This window comes from Malaciobacter halophilus, from assembly GCF_002837275.1.
Taxonomy (GTDB): Bacteria; Campylobacterota; Campylobacteria; order Campylobacterales; family Arcobacteraceae; genus Malaciobacter; species Malaciobacter halophilus.
The window spans coordinates 1-22,868 of sequence record NZ_NXIF01000046.1 but is presented as its reverse complement, the minus strand read 5'-3'; the positions used below and the strand labels follow the sequence as shown (position 1 = coordinate 22,868).

General features: G+C 29.0%; 22 protein-coding genes. 15 read left to right on the top strand and 7 right to left on the bottom strand.

Features of this window, described 5'->3' with window-relative positions; all coding sequences use genetic code 11:
• Window positions 1-163 precede the first annotated feature (163 nt).
• The 8 genes from fixA to recJ all read left to right on the top strand — a co-directional run bounded on the left by fixA (window position 164) and on the right by recJ (window position 9,716).
• On the top strand, window positions 164-922 hold the full coding sequence (gene fixA / locus CP960_RS11590; RefSeq protein WP_101185655.1) for a putative electron transfer flavoprotein FixA: 759 nt from the start codon (window positions 164-166) through the stop codon (window positions 920-922).
• A gap of 14 nt (window positions 923-936) precedes the next feature.
• Window positions 937-1,875: an FAD-binding protein gene (locus tag CP960_RS11585; RefSeq protein WP_101185654.1), complete on the top strand. Its 939-nt coding sequence runs from the start codon at window positions 937-939 to the stop codon at window positions 1,873-1,875.
• A 23-nt stretch (window positions 1,876-1,898) separates the two neighbouring features.
• The gene (locus CP960_RS11580; RefSeq protein WP_101185653.1) at window positions 1,899-3,185 is read left to right on the top strand and encodes an FAD-dependent oxidoreductase; all 1,287 of its coding nucleotides are present in this window, start codon (window positions 1,899-1,901) and stop codon (window positions 3,183-3,185) included.
• Window positions 3,182-3,469: a ferredoxin family protein gene (locus CP960_RS11575; RefSeq protein WP_196778337.1), complete on the top strand. Its 288-nt coding sequence runs from the start codon at window positions 3,182-3,184 to the stop codon at window positions 3,467-3,469. Before CP960_RS11580 ends, CP960_RS11575 begins: the two co-directional genes overlap by 4 nt.
• Window positions 3,470-3,608: 139 nt before the next feature.
• Window positions 3,609-4,763, top strand: a complete 1,155-nt coding sequence (locus CP960_RS11570; protein WP_101185651.1) for an Opr family porin — start codon at window positions 3,609-3,611, stop codon at window positions 4,761-4,763.
• 277 nt (window positions 4,764-5,040) lie between these two features.
• The gene (gene ccoG / locus CP960_RS11565) at window positions 5,041-6,426 is read left to right on the top strand and encodes a cytochrome c oxidase accessory protein CcoG (RefSeq protein ID WP_101185650.1); all 1,386 of its coding nucleotides are present in this window, start codon (window positions 5,041-5,043) and stop codon (window positions 6,424-6,426) included.
• Between the two features lie 102 nt (window positions 6,427-6,528).
• On the top strand, window positions 6,529-8,145 hold the full coding sequence (locus CP960_RS11560) for a CTP synthase (protein ID WP_101185649.1): 1,617 nt from the start codon (window positions 6,529-6,531) through the stop codon (window positions 8,143-8,145).
• The gene (gene recJ / locus CP960_RS11555; protein ID WP_101185648.1) at window positions 8,145-9,716 is read left to right on the top strand and encodes a single-stranded-DNA-specific exonuclease RecJ; all 1,572 of its coding nucleotides are present in this window, start codon (window positions 8,145-8,147) and stop codon (window positions 9,714-9,716) included. Before CP960_RS11560 ends, recJ begins: the two co-directional genes overlap by 1 nt.
• On the opposite strand, the gene CP960_RS11550 is transcribed toward recJ, so the two are convergent.
• Window positions 9,711-10,286, bottom strand: a complete 576-nt coding sequence (locus CP960_RS11550; RefSeq protein ID WP_101185647.1) for a FlgO family outer membrane protein — start codon at window positions 10,284-10,286, stop codon at window positions 9,711-9,713. The genes recJ and CP960_RS11550 overlap by 6 nt on opposite strands.
• An 8-nt stretch (window positions 10,287-10,294) precedes the next feature.
• Complete coding sequence (locus CP960_RS11545) at window positions 10,295-10,963, bottom strand: FlgO family outer membrane protein (protein ID WP_101185646.1); 669 nt, start codon at window positions 10,961-10,963, stop codon at window positions 10,295-10,297.
• Window positions 10,964-11,143: 180 nt separating this feature from the next.
• On the opposite strand from CP960_RS11545, the gene CP960_RS11540 reads away from it, so the two are divergent.
• From CP960_RS11540 to CP960_RS11515, 6 genes are read left to right on the top strand one after another with little or no spacing between them, the layout of a single operon-like run.
• Entirely contained in the window at window positions 11,144-11,683 is a 540-nt protein-coding gene (locus tag CP960_RS11540) for a DJ-1 family glyoxalase III (protein WP_101185645.1), read from the top strand.
• A 58-nt stretch (window positions 11,684-11,741) separates the two neighbouring features.
• Window positions 11,742-12,479 carry a UDP-2,3-diacylglucosamine diphosphatase gene (locus CP960_RS11535; protein WP_101185644.1) on the top strand — a complete coding sequence of 246 codons (738 nt, stop codon included), beginning with the start codon at window positions 11,742-11,744 and terminating at the stop codon, window positions 12,477-12,479.
• A complete protein-coding gene (locus tag CP960_RS11530) occupies window positions 12,476-13,234 on the top strand; it encodes a patatin-like phospholipase family protein (RefSeq protein ID WP_101185643.1) in 759 nt (252 codons plus the stop codon). The genes CP960_RS11535 and CP960_RS11530 overlap by 4 nt, the downstream gene beginning before the upstream one ends.
• Window positions 13,235-13,261: 27 nt before the next feature.
• A complete protein-coding gene (gene dnaE, locus CP960_RS11525; protein ID WP_101185642.1) occupies window positions 13,262-16,810 on the top strand; it encodes a DNA polymerase III subunit alpha in 3,549 nt (1,182 codons plus the stop codon).
• Entirely contained in the window at window positions 16,810-17,598 is a 789-nt protein-coding gene (gene surE, locus CP960_RS11520) for a 5'/3'-nucleotidase SurE (protein ID WP_101185641.1), read from the top strand. Before dnaE ends, surE begins: the two co-directional genes overlap by 1 nt.
• 44 nt (window positions 17,599-17,642) lie before the next feature.
• Window positions 17,643-17,906, top strand: a complete 264-nt coding sequence (locus CP960_RS11515) for a hypothetical protein (protein WP_101185640.1) — start codon at window positions 17,643-17,645, stop codon at window positions 17,904-17,906.
• A 7-nt stretch (window positions 17,907-17,913) separates the two neighbouring features.
• Here CP960_RS11515 and CP960_RS11510 read toward each other — a convergent pair whose 3' ends face one another.
• From CP960_RS11510 to moaC, 4 genes are read right to left on the bottom strand one after another with little or no spacing between them, the layout of a single operon-like run.
• Window positions 17,914-19,254, bottom strand: coding sequence for a M14 family metallopeptidase (locus CP960_RS11510; RefSeq protein WP_101185639.1), 1,341 nt, complete (start codon window positions 19,252-19,254; stop codon window positions 17,914-17,916).
• Window positions 19,226-20,026: a M15 family metallopeptidase gene (locus CP960_RS11505; RefSeq protein ID WP_101185638.1), complete on the bottom strand. Its 801-nt coding sequence runs from the start codon at window positions 20,024-20,026 to the stop codon at window positions 19,226-19,228. Before CP960_RS11505 ends, CP960_RS11510 begins: the two co-directional genes overlap by 29 nt.
• Window positions 20,027-20,038: 12 nt before the next feature.
• Window positions 20,039-20,302: an HP0495 family protein gene (locus CP960_RS11500; protein WP_101185637.1), complete on the bottom strand. Its 264-nt coding sequence runs from the start codon at window positions 20,300-20,302 to the stop codon at window positions 20,039-20,041.
• 12 nt (window positions 20,303-20,314) lie between these two features.
• Window positions 20,315-20,791 (bottom strand): cyclic pyranopterin monophosphate synthase MoaC, encoded by a 477-nt coding sequence (gene moaC / locus CP960_RS11495; protein WP_101185656.1) that lies wholly within the window; start codon window positions 20,789-20,791, stop codon window positions 20,315-20,317.
• 114 nt (window positions 20,792-20,905) lie between these two features.
• On the opposite strand from moaC, the gene rpsU reads away from it, so the two are divergent.
• Window positions 20,906-21,118 (top strand): 30S ribosomal protein S21, encoded by a 213-nt coding sequence (gene rpsU, locus CP960_RS11490; RefSeq protein ID WP_099343194.1) that lies wholly within the window; start codon window positions 20,906-20,908, stop codon window positions 21,116-21,118.
• Between the two features lie 52 nt (window positions 21,119-21,170).
• On the opposite strand, the gene CP960_RS11485 is transcribed toward rpsU, so the two are convergent.
• A complete protein-coding gene (locus CP960_RS11485) occupies window positions 21,171-22,607 on the bottom strand; it encodes an SLC13 family permease (RefSeq protein ID WP_101185636.1) in 1,437 nt (478 codons plus the stop codon).
• Window positions 22,608-22,868 lie beyond the last annotated feature (261 nt).

Here is a 22,868-nt window from a genome sequence, read left to right as displayed (position 1 = left end):
TACTAAGCCTCTTTTCCCTGGTTGTACTATTAAAACTCAAATTTGGAAGTGGGATGATAATTCTATTAGGTTTAGAGTTATTGATGCTAATGACCCTCAAATGATCTATTTTAACTTCGCTCTTGCTGAGTGGAAATAATTAAAAAAAATAAAGGAGAATTAAATGAAAATTTTAGTTGGTTGTAAATTAGTACCAGAAGATCAAGATATTGTTGTTCAAAATGATGGAACGTTAGACATGAGTAAAGCTGCTCCAAAAATAAGTCAATTTGACTTAAATGCTATTCAAACAGCAGTAGATATTAAAAAGCAAAATGCAGATGCAACAATCACTGCATTAAGTGTTGGTGGTAAAAAGCTTGAAAATGTAAAAGTAAGAAAAGATATGCTTTCTAGAGGTTTAGATGAGCTTGTAGTGGTTACTGATGAGAAATATGAAAATTTATTACCACATCAAACATCAAAAATTTTAAGTGAAGTAGCAAAAGAACAAGGTTTTGATTTAATTATTTGTGGAGATGGTTCAGGTGATTTATATGCACAACAAACTGGTATAAAACTTGGTGCATTATTAGACGTACCAACTGTTAATGGAATTAGTCAAATTGTATCAATTGATGAAAATAAAGTAGTTGCAAAAAGAGCTTTAGAAAATGAAGTAGAAACTTTAGAGATACCTCTTCCTGCAGTTATTTGTGTATCGGCTGATATTAATGAACCTTCAATTCCTGGAATGAAAGCCATTTTAGCAGCAGGGAAAAAACCTGTAAATGTTAAAGAAGTTGTAGTTGAAGATTCAAATTTAGTTGATTTAGTTGAAATTAAAGCTCCTAAGAAAAAAGAGAGAGCACATATTATTGTTGAAGGTGATAGTGAAGATCAAATCGCTGAATTTGTAAACAATTTAAGAAAAATTATTTAAGTAAAGGAATTTTTATGAGCAAATTATCTAATGTATGGGTTTTTAGTGATACTTCTTCAAGATTAACAGAAGTTATCTCTGGTGGATTAGAGTTAGGTGAAAATGTAAAAGCGATTGTTCTTACTGAAGATGAAGCTAAAGAAGCTTTTGCTTATGGGGCAAATGAAGTATTCTTAATAAAAAGCGATGATTCAAGTAATATTATTGAAAACTACTCAAAAACAATTGCTAATGTAATTCAAACAGAAGGAAAGTCTTTAGTTTTAATGCCAGGAACAAGAAGATGTAAATCATTGGCATCTTTATTAAGTATTGAATTAGAAGCAGGATTAGTAACTGAAGTATCAGAAATAAGTATTGAAAATAATAATATTAATTGTAAACATATGGTTTACGGTGGTTTAGCAAATGGTTTAGAAACTATTAAAAGTGAAGCCTCTATTGCAGTAATTGCAAGTGGTACTTTTTCAAATGCACAAAAAGATGAAAGCAAAGTAGGAGAAGTTAAAAAAGTTGATTTTGTAGAGAATAAAAATTCAATTAAATGTATTGAAAAAACTGCAAAAGAAGGAAGTAGTGTTGATTTAAATAAAGCAAAAAATATAGTTGCTATTGGTAGAGGTATTGCAAAACAAGAAGATATTTCATTAGCTGAAGAGTTATGTAAAGCTATGGATGCTGAACTTGGTTGTTCAAGACCTATTGCTGAGGGTGAAAAATGGATGGAACATGAAAGATATATTGGTATCTCAAGTGTTATGGCAAAACCTGAAATTTATGTAGCAATTGGTATTTCTGGACAAATTCAACATATGGTTGGTGCAAAAGACTCACAAACTATTATTGCAATTAACAAAGATAAAAATGCTCCTATTTTTGATTATGCAGATTATGGAATAGTTGGAGATTTATATACTGTTTTACCTGCAGTAACAAAAGCACTTAAAGGGTAATAAAAAAATATTTGAGGTGATTTATGTCTGAAGATAAATTTGACGCGATAATTGTAGGAGGAGGATTAGCAGGTTGTATTACAGCATATATGCTTGCTAATGCTGGACTAGAGACTCTTTTAATTGAAAAAGGGAACTTCTCTGGTTCTAAAAATATGACAGGAGGAAGATTATATGCTCATAGTATTGAGAAAATCTTCCCTGATTTTGCTAATGAAGCACCAATTGAGAGATCTGTTGTTCATGAAAAAATATCTTTTATGAATGATAATAGTTGTGTAACTATGGATTACTCTACTAAAGAAAGTACTAATAACGAAGATAAATCATATACTGTGTTAAGAGCAAAGTTTGATGAGTGGTTAGCACAAAAAGCTGAAGAAGCTGGGGTTGGAATTATTCCTGGTATTAGAGTAGATGACCTAATTGTTAGAGATAACAAAGTTTGTGGTGTAATTGCAGGTGGTGAAGAGATGGAAGCTGATGTAGTTATTCTTGCAGATGGAGTTAACTCTATTTTAGGAGAAAAACTAGGTATGGTTTCTAAAGTAACACCTCATCACTGCGCAGTAGGTGCAAAAGAAGTAATAAAATTATCAAAACAACAAATAAATGATAGATTTGCTTGTACAGATAAAGAAGGAACTGCTTGGCTTTTTGCAGGTATGCCATCTGATGGATATATGGGTGGAGGATTTATATATACAAATGAAGATAGTATCTCTTTAGGTGTAGTATTTGGACTTCACAATATCGAAAAAGCAGGCAAAAGTATTCCTCAAATGCTAGAAGATTTTAAAAACCATCCAACAATAAAACCTTTAGTTGAAGGTGGAGAAATAGTTGAATACTCAGCTCATGTAGTTCCAGAAGGTGGATTACATATGCTTCCTGAAATGGTAAGAGATGGTGTAGTAATAGTAGGTGATGCAGCAGGACTTTGTTTGAATGTAGGATATACAGTAAGAGGAATGGATTTAGCTATTGCTTCAGGAGAAGCAGCAGCAAATGCAATTATTGAAGCTAATAAAAAGGGTGATTTTTCTAAAAACTCTTTAAATAAATATGTACAAAATTTAGAAGATAGCTTCGTTATGAAAGATTTAAAACTTTATAAAGAGCTTCCTCAATTTTTAGATAATGAAAGAATGTTTAATGACTATCCTGACATGGTATCAGGAATTATGAAAGATATGTTCACAATTAATGGTCCTAGTGTACCTATGAGAAAAATGGTTATGCCTCATCTTAAAAAAGTAGGTTTTATGAATTTACTTAAAGATGGATTTAAAGGAGTAAAATCAATATGAAAAATTTAGTAAATGTAGATGTAAAACTAGGTGTAAATAAGTTTTTTGTTGATGAAGGTGAAGCACATATTGAATTAATTGATAACCCAGATGAAAAAGAGTTTAAGAAACTAGAACTTGCTTGTCCTGCTGGTTTATATAAAAAAGATGAAAGTGGAAATATACACTTTGATTATGCTGGATGTTTAGAGTGTGGAACTTGTAGAATCCTTTGTAAAGATACAATCTTAAAAAAATGGGAATATCCTAATGGAACTTTTGGAGTTGAATATAGATTTGGTTAACCCTAAAGCAGTAACACTTAATAGTGTTGCTGTTTATTATGGTTCTTCCAAGGGTTATATTTTATAGCCTTTGCAAAAGCTATAAAGCTTTAATAGTCCATACGCATAATATTGGATTATTCTTTAAAAGGAGAACAAAATGAAAAAAGTAAAACTTAGTTTAGCAACAATGCTACTTGTTGGAAGCTGTAGTGCAATTAATGCTGATAGTTTAATTGATGCATTTAAAAATGGTACAACATCAGGAGATATCTCTTTAGCTTATGAGGTAAGAAATCAAGATAAAGAGACATCAACTTACTACTCAGACACAGAATATGCTGTTAGTTCAATTGGATTATACTATAAAACTGCTTCATACAAAAATTTTAGTTTAAATATTGGTATGAGAGCATTTACTAGTATCTTTGAAGATGATAAAGATTTTGATACTGGACATGGTAAAGGTGATTCAACTGAAAGATTCTACGATTATGATGGACATTCACTTTTAACTGATACTTATTTAGCTTATGATATTGATAAAGTTAGTATTAAAATTGGTAGACAAAAACTTTATGAAATGGGTTTAACACACTTATTTGACGGTATAACAGTAAGAACTACTCCACTTGAAAATATGAATTTTGATTTAATTTATGTAGAAGGTAGAGGAAGAGCTGATATTAAAAATATTAGACCAGTAGAAGATATTAATGAAAATAAAGGTCTTTATAAAGTTGCCCTTGCATATAAATTCAATGAAAATTTTAAAGCAAAAGCATACTATTTTGATGCACCAGATGCTTATGATATGACAGGAGGAAGAATTAACTTTGATACTAAATTTAAAGAAGTTAAAACAGGTCTTCAAATACAATACATTGAAGCATCTAAAGATGATTTACCAAATAAAGATGAAGAACTTAGTGAGATTAAAGCATATGCAACTTATGCTGGATATACTACAACATTAGGTTATTATGAAACAGGCAAAGATAGTGACTTATATGGAGCAATTGCAAAAACTGGAGAAACTGTTGTTCCTTTTGAAGAAGGAGATTCATCTTATGATGCAGATGCAAAAACTACATACTTACAAGTAAGTAAAAGTTTTGGTAAAACTAATGTTACTGCTTTATATGGTTTAATGGAACATGGCAAATATGATTCTGATGAGCTTGATATTTGGGTAGGTTATAATTTTAATAAAAACATTGCTTTTACTCTAGGATATACTAGAATGAATATGGATGAAGACTCAAGCTATACTGATTTAGATCAATTAAATGCAACAATTTCATATAAATTTTAAATTTAATTAGTTTTTTTTAGTATTTAGGGGTTATTAATTTTGTTTATAATTAGTAACTCCTTACTTAATTACTAAAAATGCTTATACTCTCTTTTTGAAGGTAAATTTAAAATAGTTAATTATTTTAAAAATTTAATCAAAATAATACTTAAATTATAAAATTCGTTCTCTTTAGAAATATTACATAAGTTTTACTTATATTTACTTATGTTTATTATAAGGTTGTTTTATATACAATTGTTGTAACAATTCTGTTACTATAATAAAGGAAGAGACGATGAGTCAAGAGAAAAACGAGTACTTGAAAAAAACTCCTTATAGAATAAAAAGATATTATGCTTACACTTTAGCAACAATTGTTGCTTTGGTTATTCCTTTTATAAGAATAGATGGCAATCACATATTTTTGCTATCATTTGATAAAAAGCAGCTACACTTGATGGGTGTAGCATTTGATATGCAAGAGCTTTATTTAATGCCATTTTTATTAATGCTTCTTTTTTTAGGAATCTTTGCTGTAACTTCTATTGGAGGTAGAGCATGGTGTGGATGGGCCTGTCCACAAACAATATTTAGAGTTATTTATAGAGATTTAATAGAAACAAAACTTTTAGGTCTTAGAAGAATAAAAAATAAACAAAAAGAACCAAACTGGAAAAAAGCTGAAAATGCTTCTAAAAGAGTAATTGCTATTCTTTTATGGTCAGTTTTAGCTTTAGTTGCAGCTGCTGATTTTATGTGGTACTTTGTTCCACCTGAAGATTTCTTTGCTTATTTACAAAATCCAATGGATCATATGTTTTTAATTGGTTTTGTTTTAGCAATTGCAGGTTTTTTAATTTATGATGTAATATTTTTAAAAGAGGATTTCTGTGTTTATGTATGTCCTTATTCAAGAGTGCAATCTGTACTATATGATGATAATACATACCAAGCTATCTACTCTACAAATAGAGGTGGTAATATCTACAATGAAAATAGTGAGAAAATTATTTTCAAACAAAAAGATTTACCAGATGAAAAAAATGAGTGTACCACTTGCGAAGCTTGTGTAACTGTCTGTCCAACACATATTGATATTAGAAAAGGTTTACAACTTGAATGTATTAACTGTTTAGAGTGTGTTGATGCTTGTACAACTGTTATGGGTAAACTTGGAAAACCTTCTTTAGTTCAGTGGTCTAGTACAAATGAGATAAAAAATAATAAAGAAACAAAAGTAGTAAGAAAATCAACTATTATGTATACTGCTGCATTAGTTGTTGTTATTGCTTTATTATTTATTATGGGTGGAAAAAAAGAGCATATGCTTTTAAATATCAACAAAACAACTGAGTTATATAAAATTAAAGAAGGAAATGAAGTTACAAATAACTTCTTATTCTTATTTCAAAATACAGACTCAAAAAGACATACTTATGATTTAGAAGTTGTTGGACATGATGATATTGTTATTAAAAGATTTAAGCCATTTTCACTTTCTCCTGGAAAGTTAAGAAAGAAAGTTGTTGTTTTAAGTACGACAAAAGAACTTGTTGATGACAATACAAAAGATACACCTATTAAAGTTACAATTAGAGCATTTGCAAAAGATGACCCTAAAAAAATCTCTGTATTAAGAGAAGCTGTATTTATCTATCCAAGAGCAGATAAACTTAAATAAATCGCAAAAGAAGTTCAAAACTTCTTTTGCTTAACTTATTCTTAAATAAAATTAAGATACAATCGCGAAATTATTATTATCATTTTTTTTACGGAGTTATTAATGACAAAATTCATTTTTGTAACGGGTGGAGTTCTAAGTTCTTTAGGAAAAGGAATTACTTCAGCTTCAATTGCAACAATATTAAAACAGTCTGGACTTAGAGTAAGTATGCTTAAAATTGACCCTTACTTAAATGTTGATCCAGGAACAATGAGTCCACTTGAACATGGAGAAGTTTTTGTTACTGCTGATGGTGCAGAAACAGACCTTGATATTGGACATTACGAAAGATTTATAGATGCAACTTTAAGTGCGCAAAACAACTTTACAACTGGACAAGTTTATCAATCAGTAATAAAAAGAGAAAGAGAAGGTGGTTACCTAGGTAAGACTATACAGGTTATCCCACATGTAGTTGATGAAATTAAAAATAGAGTTTTAAATGCTGGTGAAGGCTTTGACTTTTTAATTGTTGAACTTGGTGGAACAGTTGGAGATATTGAAGGTTTACCTTTTATGGAAGCAATTAGAGAGTTAAGACATGACCTTCCAAAAACTAATACTATGAATATTCATGTTACACTAATTCCTTATATTGCTGCTGCTGGTGAGCTTAAAACTAAACCTTCTCAGCACTCAGTTCAAGAGTTAAGAAGAATTGGTATTACACCACATATGTTAGTATGTAGAACTGAACAACCTCTTCCAAAAGATTTAAAAAGAAAACTTGCAATGTCTTGTGATGTTAATTATGATGCGGTAATTGAGTGTGGTGATGCAGCCTCTATTTATCAAGTTCCATTAAACTTTATAAAGGAAGGAATCCTAAATCCAATATCTAATCATTTTAATATTAAATTAAAACCAAATATGGATAAATGGAGCACATTAGTAAAACATATTATTCTTCCTCAACATGAAGTAAATATTGCATTTGTAGGTAAATACTTAGATTTAAAAGAGTCATATAAATCATTAACAGAAGCACTAACTCATGCAGGAGCACACTTAAATACTAAAATTAATATTAACTGGTGTGATAGTGAAAGAATTGAAGATGTAGGAGCATATGAAGTTATTGGAAATTCTGATGCTGTTTTAGTTGCAGGTGGTTTTGGACACAGAGGTGTAGAAGGAAAATTAAAAGCAATTCAATATGCAAGAGAGAATAAAATACCATATCTAGGAATCTGCTTAGGTATGCAACTATCTATTGTTGAGTATTGTAGAAATGTTCTTGAACTTGAAGATGCAAACTCTGTTGAGTTTAATGCTGATGCAAAAAATCCTGTAATCTATTTAATTGATGAATTTATTGACCAAAGTGGTGAGAAACAACTAAGAACACATGAATCACCAATGGGTGGAACAATGAGATTAGGTGAGTATCCATTTGAGCCAAAAGAGGGAACAAATCTTAAAAAAGCTTATGGAAATGATGATATTTATTATGAAAGACATAGACATAGATATGAAGCAAATCCAAAATATAAAGGGGCTTTAGAAAAAGCTGGAATGATTATTTCAGGAGAATCAAATGGTTTAATTGAAGCTGTAGAGATTGAAGACCATCCATGGTTTGTAGGAGTACAATTTCACCCAGAGTTTACTTCTCATTTAGAAACACCAAATCCAATTATTTTAGAGTTTGTTAACCAAGCAACTAAAAATATATAATGCAAAAAGTTACAAAACAAAGACTTTTTGAACTACTTTTAGCAAGGCATAAGGATAACCCTTATGCAAAGCTAAGTGATATTCCAAATCCTTTTTTATTAAAAGATATCAAAAAAGCTGTTGAAAGAATAAAAATAGCAATTTTAAATAATGAACCAATTACAATCGTAGGAGATTATGATGTAGATGGTGTTGTATCAACAACAATAATGGTTGATTTTTTTAATAAAGTAGGATACAAAATTAAACATATAATTCCTAATAGATTTGAACATGGTTATGGATTATCTACTAAAATTGTAGATATGATTGATAAGGGTTTAGTAATTACTGTTGATAACGGTATTAGTGCAATACAAGCAGCAAAAGAGTTAAAAGATAAAAATATAGATTTAATAATTACAGATCATCATACAGTTGGAGAAGTTCTGCCTGATGCATATGCAATTGTTAATCCAAAACAATATGATTGTACTTTCCCTTTTAAAGAGATTTGTGGAGCACAAGTTGCATGGTATTTATGTGCTGCAATAAAAAATGAACTTAATTTACAAGTTAATATGAAAGAGTTTTTAGACCTTTTATGTATTGCAATTATTGCAGATATAATGCCTATGACAAGCCTTAATTATACTTTAGTAAGATATGGATTAAAAAAGATAAAAGAGTCTAATAGACCAGCATTAAAAAAGTTAGATGAAGTTTTAAACAAAAAATTTTATGTATCAGATGATATTGGTTTTATGATTGCTCCAAAAATAAATAGTGCAGGTAGAATGGATGACGCATCAATTGCTCTGTCTTTTTTATTATCAAAAAGTGATTATGAAGCAAATGAGGCATTAAGTTTATTAGATGAACTTAATAATTATAGAAAGAGTTTACAACAAGAGATTACAAATAAAGCATCTAAAGCCATAAACCATGAGGACAATGTTATTGTTGTTTGGGGGCAAGATTGGCATGAAGGAGTAATTGGAATAGTTGCTTCAAAACTATCAAATACATACAAAAAACCTGCTTTTGTTTTTTGTGTAAAAGATGGTATTGCAAAAGGAAGTGCAAGAGCAAATGCAAAAATAAATCTTCATACACTAATTACTAAATGTTCAACTTTACTAAAAGGTTTTGGTGGACATAAAAATGCAGCTGGATTAACTCTTGAAGAAAAAAACTTAAAAGCTTTCCAAAAACAAATAAACTCTTTAGTAATAGATATTGAACAAGAGGATTTGCATATACAATATGAGTGTCTAGGAGAATTAGATGCTTCAAGTGTAGATTTAGAGTTTTTATCAATTATTGAAAGATTTGAACCTTATGGCTTAGAAAATAAAAAGCCAATTTTCCAAATAAGTAAAGCAAAAGTTCTAAAATCTGAGCTAATAGGAAGAGATAAAAACCATTTAAAGCTACTTCTTAATAGTGATGGATATATATTTGAGGCACTTAAATTCCATCATGATACAATTATAAATAGTGAATTTATTGATATAGTAGTTTCAATTAATAAAAATGAATTTAGAGGTGAAATAAACGCTCAATTTTTAATAGAAGATATACTTTTATAAAACCATTGGAGTATAAACTTGTTTTATATCTGCTTTTCTTTCAAGTTGAATAATCTCTTCATCAATCATAACACTTCCTTGTGAAGAGCTAAGAATATTTCCTGTATCTAAATCAATCATTTTTATAAAGACAATTAAGTTTTTAGTAGTTAAAGTATATGTTCCTACAAAAGCATATCTTGCATCTGCGATTTTTCTATTAATAGCACTTGCATCTCTACTTAATAAATTAAAACCATTTTGTCCTATTGTAAAATGTTTTCTTAATTCAACTTCTCTTACTGTAATATTATTTGCTAAAAGTCTATCTTTTAAAGTAGATGATAATAAAAACCCTAATTTAGACCTGTTTTCCAATCTATCAATATTAACAAAATCAGATACTAACACAGTATCTGTAATATATAGATTTTCATTTAATTTTTTTACTGATTTTTCCACTAAAGAATTCACAAAAGAGTGAAAGTTATTAGAACCATCAATATTTTTATAAACACATGATGTTAAAAATAGAGCTAAAAAAAGTAAAGCAAAAACTTGCTTTACTAATCTAAAATAAGGGTACTTCATCTATGTGCTTACTTTTTTTCTTTTATTATTTTTATTGTTCTTGGAGGTTTACAATCTTTAAATATCACACAATCATTTCTTTTATTATGTTGATAAATTGCTCTAGAACTTGAAATAATTCTTCCAGAAATATTATCTACAACCCTTGCATTTAATACAATTTTTCCAAATTGTCTAGAGTAAGTTCCCACTACAACATATGTATTTGGTATTTTTTCTTTTAATTTACTAATATCTCTTGAGATAAAGTATTCACCATTTTCATCAATAGAAACATTTAACTGACCTCTAAACTCAATTACATTAAAACCTCTATTTGATAACTCATTTATTAAACTTTCACTAATAACTCTACCAAACTCTGTTGTTTTTTTAAGATTATCAAGTCTAACAAATGAAGTAAAAAGTACAGGTTTATTTGTAGGTATTTTTGTATTTCTCATCATTTGAGTAGCTAAAGAATCAATTGTACTTTCTAAAGTATTTTGTCTTGTTACATGATACTGTTTATCTTGTGCAACTTTTAAGTACTGTTTTGTAACTTGTACTTTCTTATTCTCTTTTTGTACGTTTGAATCTGCAGTAGTATTAACACTATTTTGTGTATAAGCACATCCAGTAGCTAGTAAAGCAACTGCTGAAATACTTAAACAACTCTTCATAAAAGATTTAAGCATGCATTCCCCTTTTTATAATTAATTAAATTTTATTTAATTCAAACTTATAAACTCTTGAAAAGCCAAGCCCAAACTCCCAAGAAATAGCACTTTTGAAAACATTTAAAGAAATATTTTCTACTTTGAGAAAAAAGTAAGCTTTTTTTATTATAATTTACTTAAATACTAAAAGGAGATTGTATGGCAAAAATTATAGTTCCAATAGCAAATGGGTTTGAAGAGATTGAAGCAATTTCAGTAATTGATATATGCAGACGTGCTGATATTGAAGTTACAATAGCAGCTGTTGAACAGATTGAAACTACTGGTGCTCATAATATAAAAATCAAAGCTGATTGCATGATTAATGAAGTAAATGATGAGTTTGATATGATTGTTTTACCAGGAGGTTTGCCAAATGCATTCACTCTAGCAGAAAATGAAAAAGTACAATCACTACTTAAAAACATGAAAGAAAAAAAGAAAAAAATTGCTGCTATTTGCGCAGCTCCTTATGCTTTACATAAAGCTAATGTTTTAAACCATAACTATACTTGTTATCCAAGTTTTGAAGAAAAAATAAGACTTGATGGTTACCATAAAGATGATATGGTGGTTATTGATGATGATGTAATTACTTCTAAAGGTCCAGCAACCGCAACTACTTTTGCACTAGAGCTTGTTAGAGCCATTAAAGGAGATGAAGTATATTCAAATATTAAAAAAGGAGTATTAGCATAAAGCTAATACTTCATGCTTTTGTTATTTAAATGTAACCAACCTTACTTAAAATTCATGTATGAAATACAAAAGCATATTTATCTCAGATATTCATCTTGGTACACGTTTTTCAAAAGCCAAGAAACTTCTTCATTTTTTAAAAAACAATGATAGTGAAAACCTCATCTTAGTAGGTGATATAATTGATGGTTGGGCAATAAAAAGAAAATTTGTATGGCCCCAAACTCATTCAGATGTAATCCAAAAAATCTTAAAAAAAGCAAGAAAAGGATGTAATGTTACTTTTATTACTGGAAACCACGATGAGTTTTTAAGACCATTTGTACCTTTAATATTAGGGAACTGCTTACATATTTCTAATGAATTAGAGTATAAAGCACTTAATGGAAAGAGATATTACATAACCCATGGAGATTTCTTTGATTCTATTACTATGACAAAAAAATGGTTAGCTATTTTAGGAGATTATGGATATGATTTACTTTTATATTTAAATGTAATACTAAACTTTTTAAGACAAAAAATTGGCATAAAAAAGTATTGGTCACTTTCAAAATATGTAAAAGATAGTGTAAAATCATCTGTTAGTTTTATAAATGATTTTGAAGCAGTTTTATCAAATCATGCTAAAAATAAAGGTTTTGATGGTATTATTTGTGGACATATACACAAAGCAGAAATAAGAAAAATAGAGTCTATTGAATATTTAAATTGTGGAGATTGGGTTGAATCATGCACAGCAATTGCAGAAACTTTTGAAGGGGAATTTATCATAATTGATTGGTTAGATAAATGAAAAAAAATTTAGCTTTAGCTTTAGGTGGTGGTGCAGCAAGAGGAGCATTTCATCTAGGGGTTTTACACTTTTTTGAAAAAAATCATATTAATATAAAAGCATATAGTGGCTCTTCAATTGGTAGTATTATAAGCGTATCCCATGCAAGTGGAGTAAGTGCAAAAGAGCAATTAAAAATTTTTGCATCAAAAGATACAAGGCAAGCTATAAAATTCAACTATTTTAAAGGCGGTGTTTTAAAAATAGATGAATCAAATAAAGTATTAAAAGAACTTCTTCCAATAAAAAGACTTGAACACTTACCAAAAAAAGTTTTTATTAATGCATATGATTTAAAAAAAAGAGAACTTCACTATTTTAAAAAAGGAGATGTGGTTACTTTATGTATGGCATCAAGTGCACTAATTCCCATATTTAAACCAATTAAATATAAAAATATGTACTTAATTGATGGAGGACTTTTTGATAATATTCCAATAAAGCCCTTAGAAAACAGCGGTTATGATATTTATGCAGTTGATTTATTTGCTAAAAAGAACTCTATTTATAAACAAGATTTCAATCCTATTAAGCTTTTAAAAAGAAAAATGTTCAAAAGCTTATATGAAAATCATAAATACTCTATAAATAACACTACTTACTATTTAGGAAGTAAGCACATAAGGAGTTTTTCTTTATTTACTTTCAAAGAGCTTGAAGATTGTTTTAATCTTGGTTTTAAAGAGGCTCAAAATCATTTTTTAGATATACTCTAAAAAAACTTAACTAATAGAGATTTTAATATGTCCGATATACCTAAATTTACACATTTACATTTACATACAGAGTATTCACTTTTAGATGGTGCAAATAAAATAAAACCTTTAGCGAAAAAAGTTAAAGCAATGGGAATGGATAGTGTTGCTATGACAGACCATGGTAATATGTTTGGGGCCATAGACTTTTATAATGCAATGAGAGCAGAAGGTATCAAGCCTATCATAGGAATGGAAGCATATATTCATAATAGTGAAGAGGTTGATGATAAAACTACAAAACAGAGATTTCACTTATGTTTGTATGCAAAAAATGATACTGGATATAAAAACCTTATGTATTTAAGCTCACAAGCTTATATGTATGGTTTTTATTATTATCCAAGAATAAATAAAAAGCTTTTAAGAGAGAATTCTGAAGGATTAGTTTGTTCTGCTGCTTGTTTACAAGGAGAGATAAACTGGCACTTAAATACAAATAATGAAAGAAATGTTAGAAATGGTGCAAAAGGTTATGAAAGAGCAAAAGAGATTGCATTAGAGTATAAAGAGATTTTTGGAGATGATTTTTATTTAGAAATCATGAGACATGGTATTGCTGACCAACTTTTTGTTGATGACATGATTTTAAAAATTGCTCACGAAACAGGAATAAAAGTTGTTGCAACAAATGATACTCACTATTTAGAACAAAAAGATGCTAATCCTCATGAAGCATTTATGTGTATTGCAATGAATAAACTTTTTGATGACCCAAATAGACTTAGACACTCAGTACATGAATTTTATTTAAAATCACCAGAACAAATTGCAAAATTATACGCAGATATTCCCGAAGCAATACAAGCAACTCAAGAAATAGCAAATAAATGTAATTTAGAGATAAAACTAGGAAATCCTACTCCTCCAAACTTTAAATTTACAAGACAAAAATTAGAAGAGATTAATGAAACTATTCCAGAGCCAGAAGAAGAATACTCTTTATTAAATGATATTAAACTTTTTGAGTATAAATGTTGGGAGGGATTAGAAAAAAGACTAGAAATTGTTCCAAAAGAGAAACACCAAGAGTACAAAGATAGATTGCAAGTTGAGATAGATATTATTAACAATATGAAATTCCCAGGATATATGCTTATTGTTTGGGATTTTGTTATTGTTGCAAAACAAATGGGTATTCCTGTTGGACCTGGTAGGGGTTCAGCAGCAGGAAGTTTAGTTGCGTACTCTTTATTTATTACAGATATTGACCCAATGCCTTATGGCTTACTTTTTGAGAGGTTTCTAAATCCAGAAAGGGTATCAATGCCCGATATTGATATGGATTTTTGCCAAACAAGAAGAGGTGAAATTATTGACTATGTAATTCAGCAATATGGTCGTGCAAACGTTGCCCAAATTATTACTTTTGGTAAACTTTTAGCAAAAGGTGTTATTAGAGATGTTGCTAGAGTACTTGATATGCCTTACTCTAAAGCAGATGCTATGGCAAAACTTATTCCTGATGAATTAGGAATTAATTTAGCTGATTCTTGGGAAAAAGAACCAAAAATTAAAGAGCTTTGTGATACTGACCCACAAGCAAAAAGAGTTTGGGAGTTTGCTCTTGCATTAGAAGGACTAAATAGAAATGCAGGAACTCACGCAGCTGGTGTTGTTATTTCAAATGAGCCTTTATGGAAAAAAACACCACTATTTAAACCAAGTGGACTAGATACTCTAGCTACTCAATATAATGGTAAATATGTTGAAGATGTTGACTTAATTAAATTTGACTTTCTTGGACTTAAAACTTTAACAGTTATTGAAGAAGCAAATAAGCTTATTGAAAAAAGACATGGAAAAAGAATTGACTTTATTAAAACTGATGTAAATGACAAAGGTGTTTATGACTTAATTCAAACTGGAAATACTATTGGATTATTTCAAATAGAATCAGATGGGATGCAAGACTTATGTAAAAGATTAGCCCCATCTAATTTTGAAGATATTATTGCCGTTCTTGCACTTTATCGACCAGGACCTATGGAATCAGGAATGCTTGATGATTTTATTGATAGAAAACATGGACGTGCAGAAATTAACTATTTCTATGATGAATTTGATGCCCCATTAAGACCTATTCTTGAAACAACTTATGGAGTAATTGTATATCAAGAGCAAGTTATGCAAATTGTTCAAACAATTGGTGGATTTAGCCTTGGTGGTGCCGATTTAGTTAGACGGGCAATGGGTAAAAAAATTAAAGAAGAGATGGACAAACTTAAAGTTCAGTTTGCACAAGGTGGAGTAGAAAAAGGTTATAATAAAGAACATTGTGAAGAACTGTTTGATCTTATTGTAAAGTTTGCTGGATATGGATTTAATAAATCACACTCAGCAGCATATGCATTAGTAACATTTTATACTTCTTATTTAAAATGCTATTATCCAGCAGAGTTTATGGCAGCACTTTTAACTTTAGAAAAAGATAATACTGATAAAGTTGTAAGATATGTAGATGAAGTTAAAAGACTAGGACTAGACCTATTTCCACCTGATATTAATAAATCTGATTTAGTATTTTCTGCAAAAAAGATTGAAAATGAAGAAGTTGTTATGTTTGGTATGGGTGCCATTAAAGGTGCCGGTGATGTAGCAATAAAATCCATTCTAAAAGCAAGAAAAGAAGGTGGTGAATTTAAAGATTTAAGTGACTTTATTTCAAGAATAGATGCAAGTAAAGTAAATAAAAGAGTAATTGAGTCATTAGTAAAAGCAGGAGCTCTTGATTGTTTTGAATATAGTAGAAAAGCTATGCTTGAACAAATTGAACAAATTGTTGAAGCTGCTGGAAAAGCAATGCAAGCAAAGAAAATGGCAACAGGCTCACTTTTTGGAGATGATGAAGAGTTAACAACTGTAACAGTTGAACTTGAACATCTACCAGAGTATAGTTCTAAAGAGATTTTAGAGTTTGAAAAAAATACATTAGGTTTTTATGTATCAGGACACCCTTTAGATGAGTATAGGGAACAATTAGATGCTATTTCATATACTCTAAGCTCAGAAATTGATGAGATTAGTGATGGAAGTGAAGTTTTATTTGTAGGAAAAGTTGAAACAATTACTGAAAAAATATCTAAAAAAGGTAACAAATTCGCTATTTTAAATCTTATGGACTTACATGGAAATATTGAACTTATGATGTTTGAAGATAAATTAAATGAGCTTAAAAATGACTATAAATATGAAGAAGAACCATTAGCATTTAAAGTAAGAATTTCTAAAGATGACCAGTTTACAAGAATGAGTTTAAGAAAAATTGAGAGTTTAGATGATGCAAAAAAAGATAAACAAAGAGTTAAAAGAGTTGAAAAAATCGAGCCACCTTTAACTATTGCAGTTCCTTATTCAAATGATGAAGATATTATGTATAAACTATTTGAGGTGATTGCACATAATCAGGGCAAAAGAGAGCTAAAAATTATTGTAAAATCAAAACTTGGAGATATTGAATTACAAAGTGGTTTTAAAGTTGCAAATAATGTAGAAAACCTAATACAAAATCTTGATGGAGTATATAAAGTAGACTAATGAAACAAATACTATTAACAAATGATGATGGCTTTGATGCAGTAGGATTAAAAGCTTTAATAAAAGCACTCTCTCCTATTGCAAAATTAACTGTTGTAGCTCCTGCTAAAAATAAATCAGCTTGTGGTCACTCTTTAACTTTAGATAGACCACTTAGAATGCAAAATGTAAAAGATGATTTCTATAAAATTGATGATGGAAGTCCAACGGACTGTATGTTTATTTCTATTCATAACTTATTTAAAGAGGGGTATAAACCTGATTTAGTTATTAGTGGTATAAATATTGGAGCAAATATGGGTGAAGATATTACATATAGTGGAACTGCAGCTGCTGCAATGGAAGCTGTTTTACATAAAATTCCTGCAATTGCAATTTCACAAGTTTGTAAAGATAGATGCCAAGATATTAAAAATGGATGGGATTTTGCCTTAGCAAAAGATATAATTGTAAAGTTAGCAAAAAAAATTTTAAACTCTAAATTCCCACTTGAAGAAAGAAAATTCTTAAATGTTAATATTCCTCCTATTTCAATAGAAGAGTGCAAAGGTATTAAAATCACAAAAGCTGGTTATAGAGAGTATGGCAATGATACTTCAAGACATTTAAATCCAAGAGGAGAAGAGTATTACTGGATAGGATTGCATCCACTAATTTGGAAAAGCAGCGAAAATAAAGATTGTGATTTTGAAGCAGTAAAAGCCAATTATGTCTCAATTACTCCAATAAAACTAGACATGACTTCATATGAAGATATTAATAGTTTAAAAGAGTGGATAAATAGCTAAACATAAAGACTATTTTAATATAATTATAAATTCAAAGGAGCATTATGAATTTTACAAAATCAATTACAAATAATATTGATAAACTAGTTGGAACTTTAAAATCTGAAGAAGAGTTACAAGAAGTTTTAAAAAGAAAATTTACAAAAAAAGAGTATAAAGTTTTTGTAGCAATAGAATCAGGTGAAAGTATTGAACAGCTACAAGATACTATGAAAGATGATAAACAAAGAATTGAAGAGCTTTATAAAAATGCTTGTAAAAAGCTAAATCAAGAACTATTTAAAAAAGAGTTAGTATCTATAAACTAGATACTAACTAATAGTTATTTAAAACCATAGATAAATCATTATTATCAAACTTTACTAAAATCATTCCAGAAAATTTATCCTCTTTATAAAATTCTACTCTATAAATTTTACCTTTTTTATCAAGAGAAAACCTTTTCATTATTTCATCTTTTCTTACTTTTAATCCAGATTCATTACTTTTTGATTTATTAACATAACCAATAATATTCACTCTTATATTTTCTTTAGGTTTTACTAAAAAATCATTTTGTACATTTACTATTGAGCCCATTTCAATTTCTTGCTCTTTACCATCAATTGACATTTGAACTTTTTTTTCTTCTTTATCAATATCAAAATAATCAGGTAAAAGTCTAGCTACTCTTCTATTTCCGTAATGAATACTATATAAATCGCCTGTTTTAATTACAGTCATTAAAGGATTACTTGGAATAAACTCTAAAGAGCCATCTTTACTAATTGGAAAATATCCTACAAAGTTTCTAATTTCTCCCAAAGGAAGAGTCACTTTATTATTATAAAAAGAGATAGAGATATCATTATCAATAACATCTTTAAGTGCCATAGGTTCTAATTTAAATGTTCTTTCAAACTCTATACCCATAATATCCATATATTTTTCTATTGCTAGAAGGTGGTAATATGTTCGCTCATGTAAAGGTAACTGTTTACTAGCTTCATTACCAAAAGCAGCTTTACCATTATTTATTGCATAGTAAGTAAGAGTTTTTTCCATCTCTTTATCCCCAAGTCTTGTCTTGGTATTTTTAACATGATAAATATCTCTTTTTCTAATTAACTTACTATTTACATGTTTACATACTTGTTTTGATATCTCTTCTAAATTTCCGTAAGTCTTAATATCAAGCTTTGCTTGGTCAATAATTGCACTTTGTCCCCATCTGTTTGGAGAAAAACTATTATTTATATGTTTTTTTCTATAAAAACCACTACCATCATGTAGATTTAAAATAAGTTTTACTTTTTCATTTGAAATATATTTTTTAATTCTTTGAACAGCACTAAAATCTGGATCACTATTAGGGATTCTTGCAAATTTTCTATTCATATCCCCATATGGTCCCCTACTTCTTTTTATAATAGAGTAAAAATTAAGATTTGGAACAATCCAAACTGAACCTTTTTTTATCTTATAATGGGTTGCTATTAATGAAGCTGCCATAAAACCACCAGGTTCATCACCTTGAATTCCACCAACAATAAGTAATGTATTTTGGTCTTCTTGGCCTTTTTTTATTAAATCAAAGTCAAAATCTTTGACATTTGCACTTACTAATGTAGTAAGTAGTATAATTAAACTAAATAACCTTAATATGCCAAGGTTCATACCTTACACCATCCTTATTATTTATTGTGTATCTCATCTCAATATATGTTAGTTTTCTCATTTGAGAAAACTCTTTTGTTAATGCAAATCTTGCAGTAAAATTATCATATCCTAAACCTTTTTTACCTACATCAAAATCTGCAATAGAGTGATATGTATATGCAGGAGGAGCTAAAGATTTTGAAGCTTTTGTGATGTTTCCATCTGTTCTATTAATCTTATCAAGATATAGTTTCATCTGCTTTACTATACTTCTTACTCCTGAAGTTAAAGTAATTGTATCTCCAATATCTTTTTTCATTTCATAATAAGTATTTTCTGGTTTACCTTTAAATAGATAATGACCGGTATGAGGTATTTTAACGACATCTTTAGGTTCAATCTTTTCTGTAATTTTTTCAGAAATTTTTTTACCATAAAAACCATATTGTGTAGGATTAACATAGAAAATCTTTTCTAAAAAATCTAACTCTTTTTTAGTAAAATCTTCAATATTATTTGCATACTTTGCATATTTTAACATTAAATCAAAACTTATAATATTAAAATTTCCATATCCTACATATCTTTGAACTTGAGAAAGTTTTTTTCTTACTGATTCAAACTCATTAAAGTCATGCTTATCAATAAACAAATCACTTTTTTTTACAGGAGTACTTCCAATAATTAAAGAATCAACTGCAAAATCTCTATTTGCACTACTAATTATTGGATAAGCAACAGAACTAAATGCAGCCACTCTACAAGAGTTTAAAAAGCTTCTTCTATTCATATTTTCCTTTTCTTACACAATCATTTTTATATGTTCATGTTCACCTAAAAGTCTATAAAGTTCTTTTCTATCATCTTCATTATGAACTAATAATTCTAATGAATAACTTTTATATTTACCTTTACTACTAACTTTTGACTCTTTTACAGTATGTTCCCTAGATTCTAGCACATCAGTCATAATTTGCTTTATATCTTTATCATGATGACAAACTAATTTATATATCCAGTTACATGGATAATCAAGTTTTAAAGTCTCTTTACTTAAATCAATCAACTATCTCTCCTACTATTTTTCTCTTTCAAAAGTACCACTTTTCCCACCACTTTTATGTTCAAGTTGTACATCAGAAATAACCATAGATTTATCAATAGCTTTTACCATATCATAAATAGTTAATAATCCTACACTAACACCTGTTAAAGCTTCCATCTCTACACCAGTTTGTCCAGTTAGTTTTGCAGTAACATATAATTTAAATCCTGGCAATGTTGGTACTTCTTCAATATCACAATTTATTCCACTTAATAATAAAGGGTGACACATTGGTATTAAGTCAGATGTTTTTTTTACTCCCTGAATCGCAGCAATTACAGCAGTTTGTAAAACGGGACCTTTTTTAGTATTATTTTCAATTATTGCATCAAATGCATCTTGGCTCATAGATATTTTTCCAGAAGCTACAGCCACTCTAGTTGTATCGTTTTTTTCAGATACATCAACCATTTTAGGTCTATTTTTGTCATCTAAGTGTGTTAAGTCCAAATTATTAACCTCTTTTTTTAATTTCAAATTATATCTTAAATTGATTAAATAAGAATTAAGTAAACTTTAAATATAATCATCATTCAAAATTTTAAAAGAAAGAGGGTGATTTTAGTGCCAGGCATTAAAGTTAAAGAGAACGAATCTTTTGACGAAGCATATAGAAGGTTTAAGAAACAATGTGATAGAAATCTTATTGTTACTGAAACTAGAGCTAGAAGATTTTTTGAACCAATGACAGAAATCAGAAAAAAACAAAAAATTAACGCTAGAAAGAAAATGCTTAAAAGATTATACATGCTTAGAAGATACGAATCTAGACTGTAATAATTCGTTCTTTCCAAATAAAAAAGGTCAGTTGTTATCAACTGACCTTTTTTTATGCATAAAAACTAAGTAAACTAAGAATAAATATTGGACCAACTATAGCAGCAACAAATCCAATAATCATAAAATCTTTTGCTTTTAATCTTCCTGTTGAAAATGCTATTGCATTAGGTGGAGTAGATACTGGTAATATCATGGCACATGATGCACATAGAGCAACTGATATAACCACATAACTAACAGCACTTTCACCCATAGAACTAACTAAAGCAACTATTAAAGGAAGCATAATATTTGTTGCTGCTGTATTACTCATAAAATTAGAAACCCATATGACTATAAGTGCAAATAAACATACAATTAAAAAAAGATTCATATTTTGTAAATTAATCTGCATTCCAAGCCACTCGTCTAATCCTGTCTTTACTACTCCTGAACCTAAAGCAAGTCCACCAATAATTAAAATTATAACATCCCATCTAATCTCTTTAATATCATCACTTGTAATTATTCCAAAAATTGTAAAAACTACTATAGGGAAAAGTGCCACAACAGTTGTAGGTACAAGATGTAAAGGTCCTGTTAACCATAATAAAATAGTAATAGTAAAAACTAATATAACTAAACTCTTTTTCCAACTAGGTATTGTTGGTATTTTTGTAAAGGTAGTAGTAGAGTCATCATAATGGGGTATCTTTTTTATTTTATTTATATTAATACTCTCTTCAGTTGAGGGATATATTCTTAAAATAAACCACCTCATACTTAAAAGAATAAATATTCCAGGAGGTAAAGCCATAATCATCCACTCTAAAAAAGATGGAGCATTATCACCTAATATACCAACAGCAATTGCATTTGGAGGTGTTCCTATAATAGTTCCCATTCCTCCTAAATTTGCAGCAACAACTATGGCTAATATTATTCCTTTTTGAAAAGGGTTGTCCTCTTTCATATTTTTAAGTATTGGAACTAACATAGTCATCATCATAGCAGCAGTTGCAGTATTTGATATAAACATAGATAAAACAAATGTTGTAAGCATTAAACCAGTTAAAACATTATTAGGTGAATTTCCAAAAAGGAATAATACTTTTTTTGCTAACCAAAAATCCAATTTTGTTTTACTTGCTGCAATAGCCAAAATAAAACCAGCTAAAAAAAGAAAGATTAGAGGGGAAGACCAAGGTTTTAAATAGTATAGCCACTCTTTTGAATTTGAGTCAAAATTTAAATCTGGATATCCCAATAATAAAATTTCTAACGCGATAATTAAAAAAGATACTGCAAAAGAAGGAATTGCTCCTGTCATCCACAAAAAAGCTGAAAAGCTTAAAATAAAAAGCATTGAAGTAGCTTGTGTACTTAACGTTTCATAAGATGGAAAATATGCAATTAAAAGAGATACTATAAAAGATAAAATGAATCTGCTAACTGCATGTTTTATTGAAAAATTTATCTTACGAAGTTGAAATGGTTTGCCTAACATTATAAATTAATCCTTAAAAATGTAAGATATGATTATATAATATAAAGCTTAGATAAATGTAATAAATAAAAGAAATAAAGAAGAATAAAGAGTAAAAGGTAGGATAAAGGGGAAAAAACGGGTAAAAAAAAAGAGCCCATAACTAAGATAACTGTAAAAAGTTAAAATAGATAAGGGCTTAAAAAGACTCAAGAGCTGGCAGAGGCCTACGTTTCCACAAGTGAAACCTGCAGTATTATCAGCGCAGAAGTGCTTGACTTC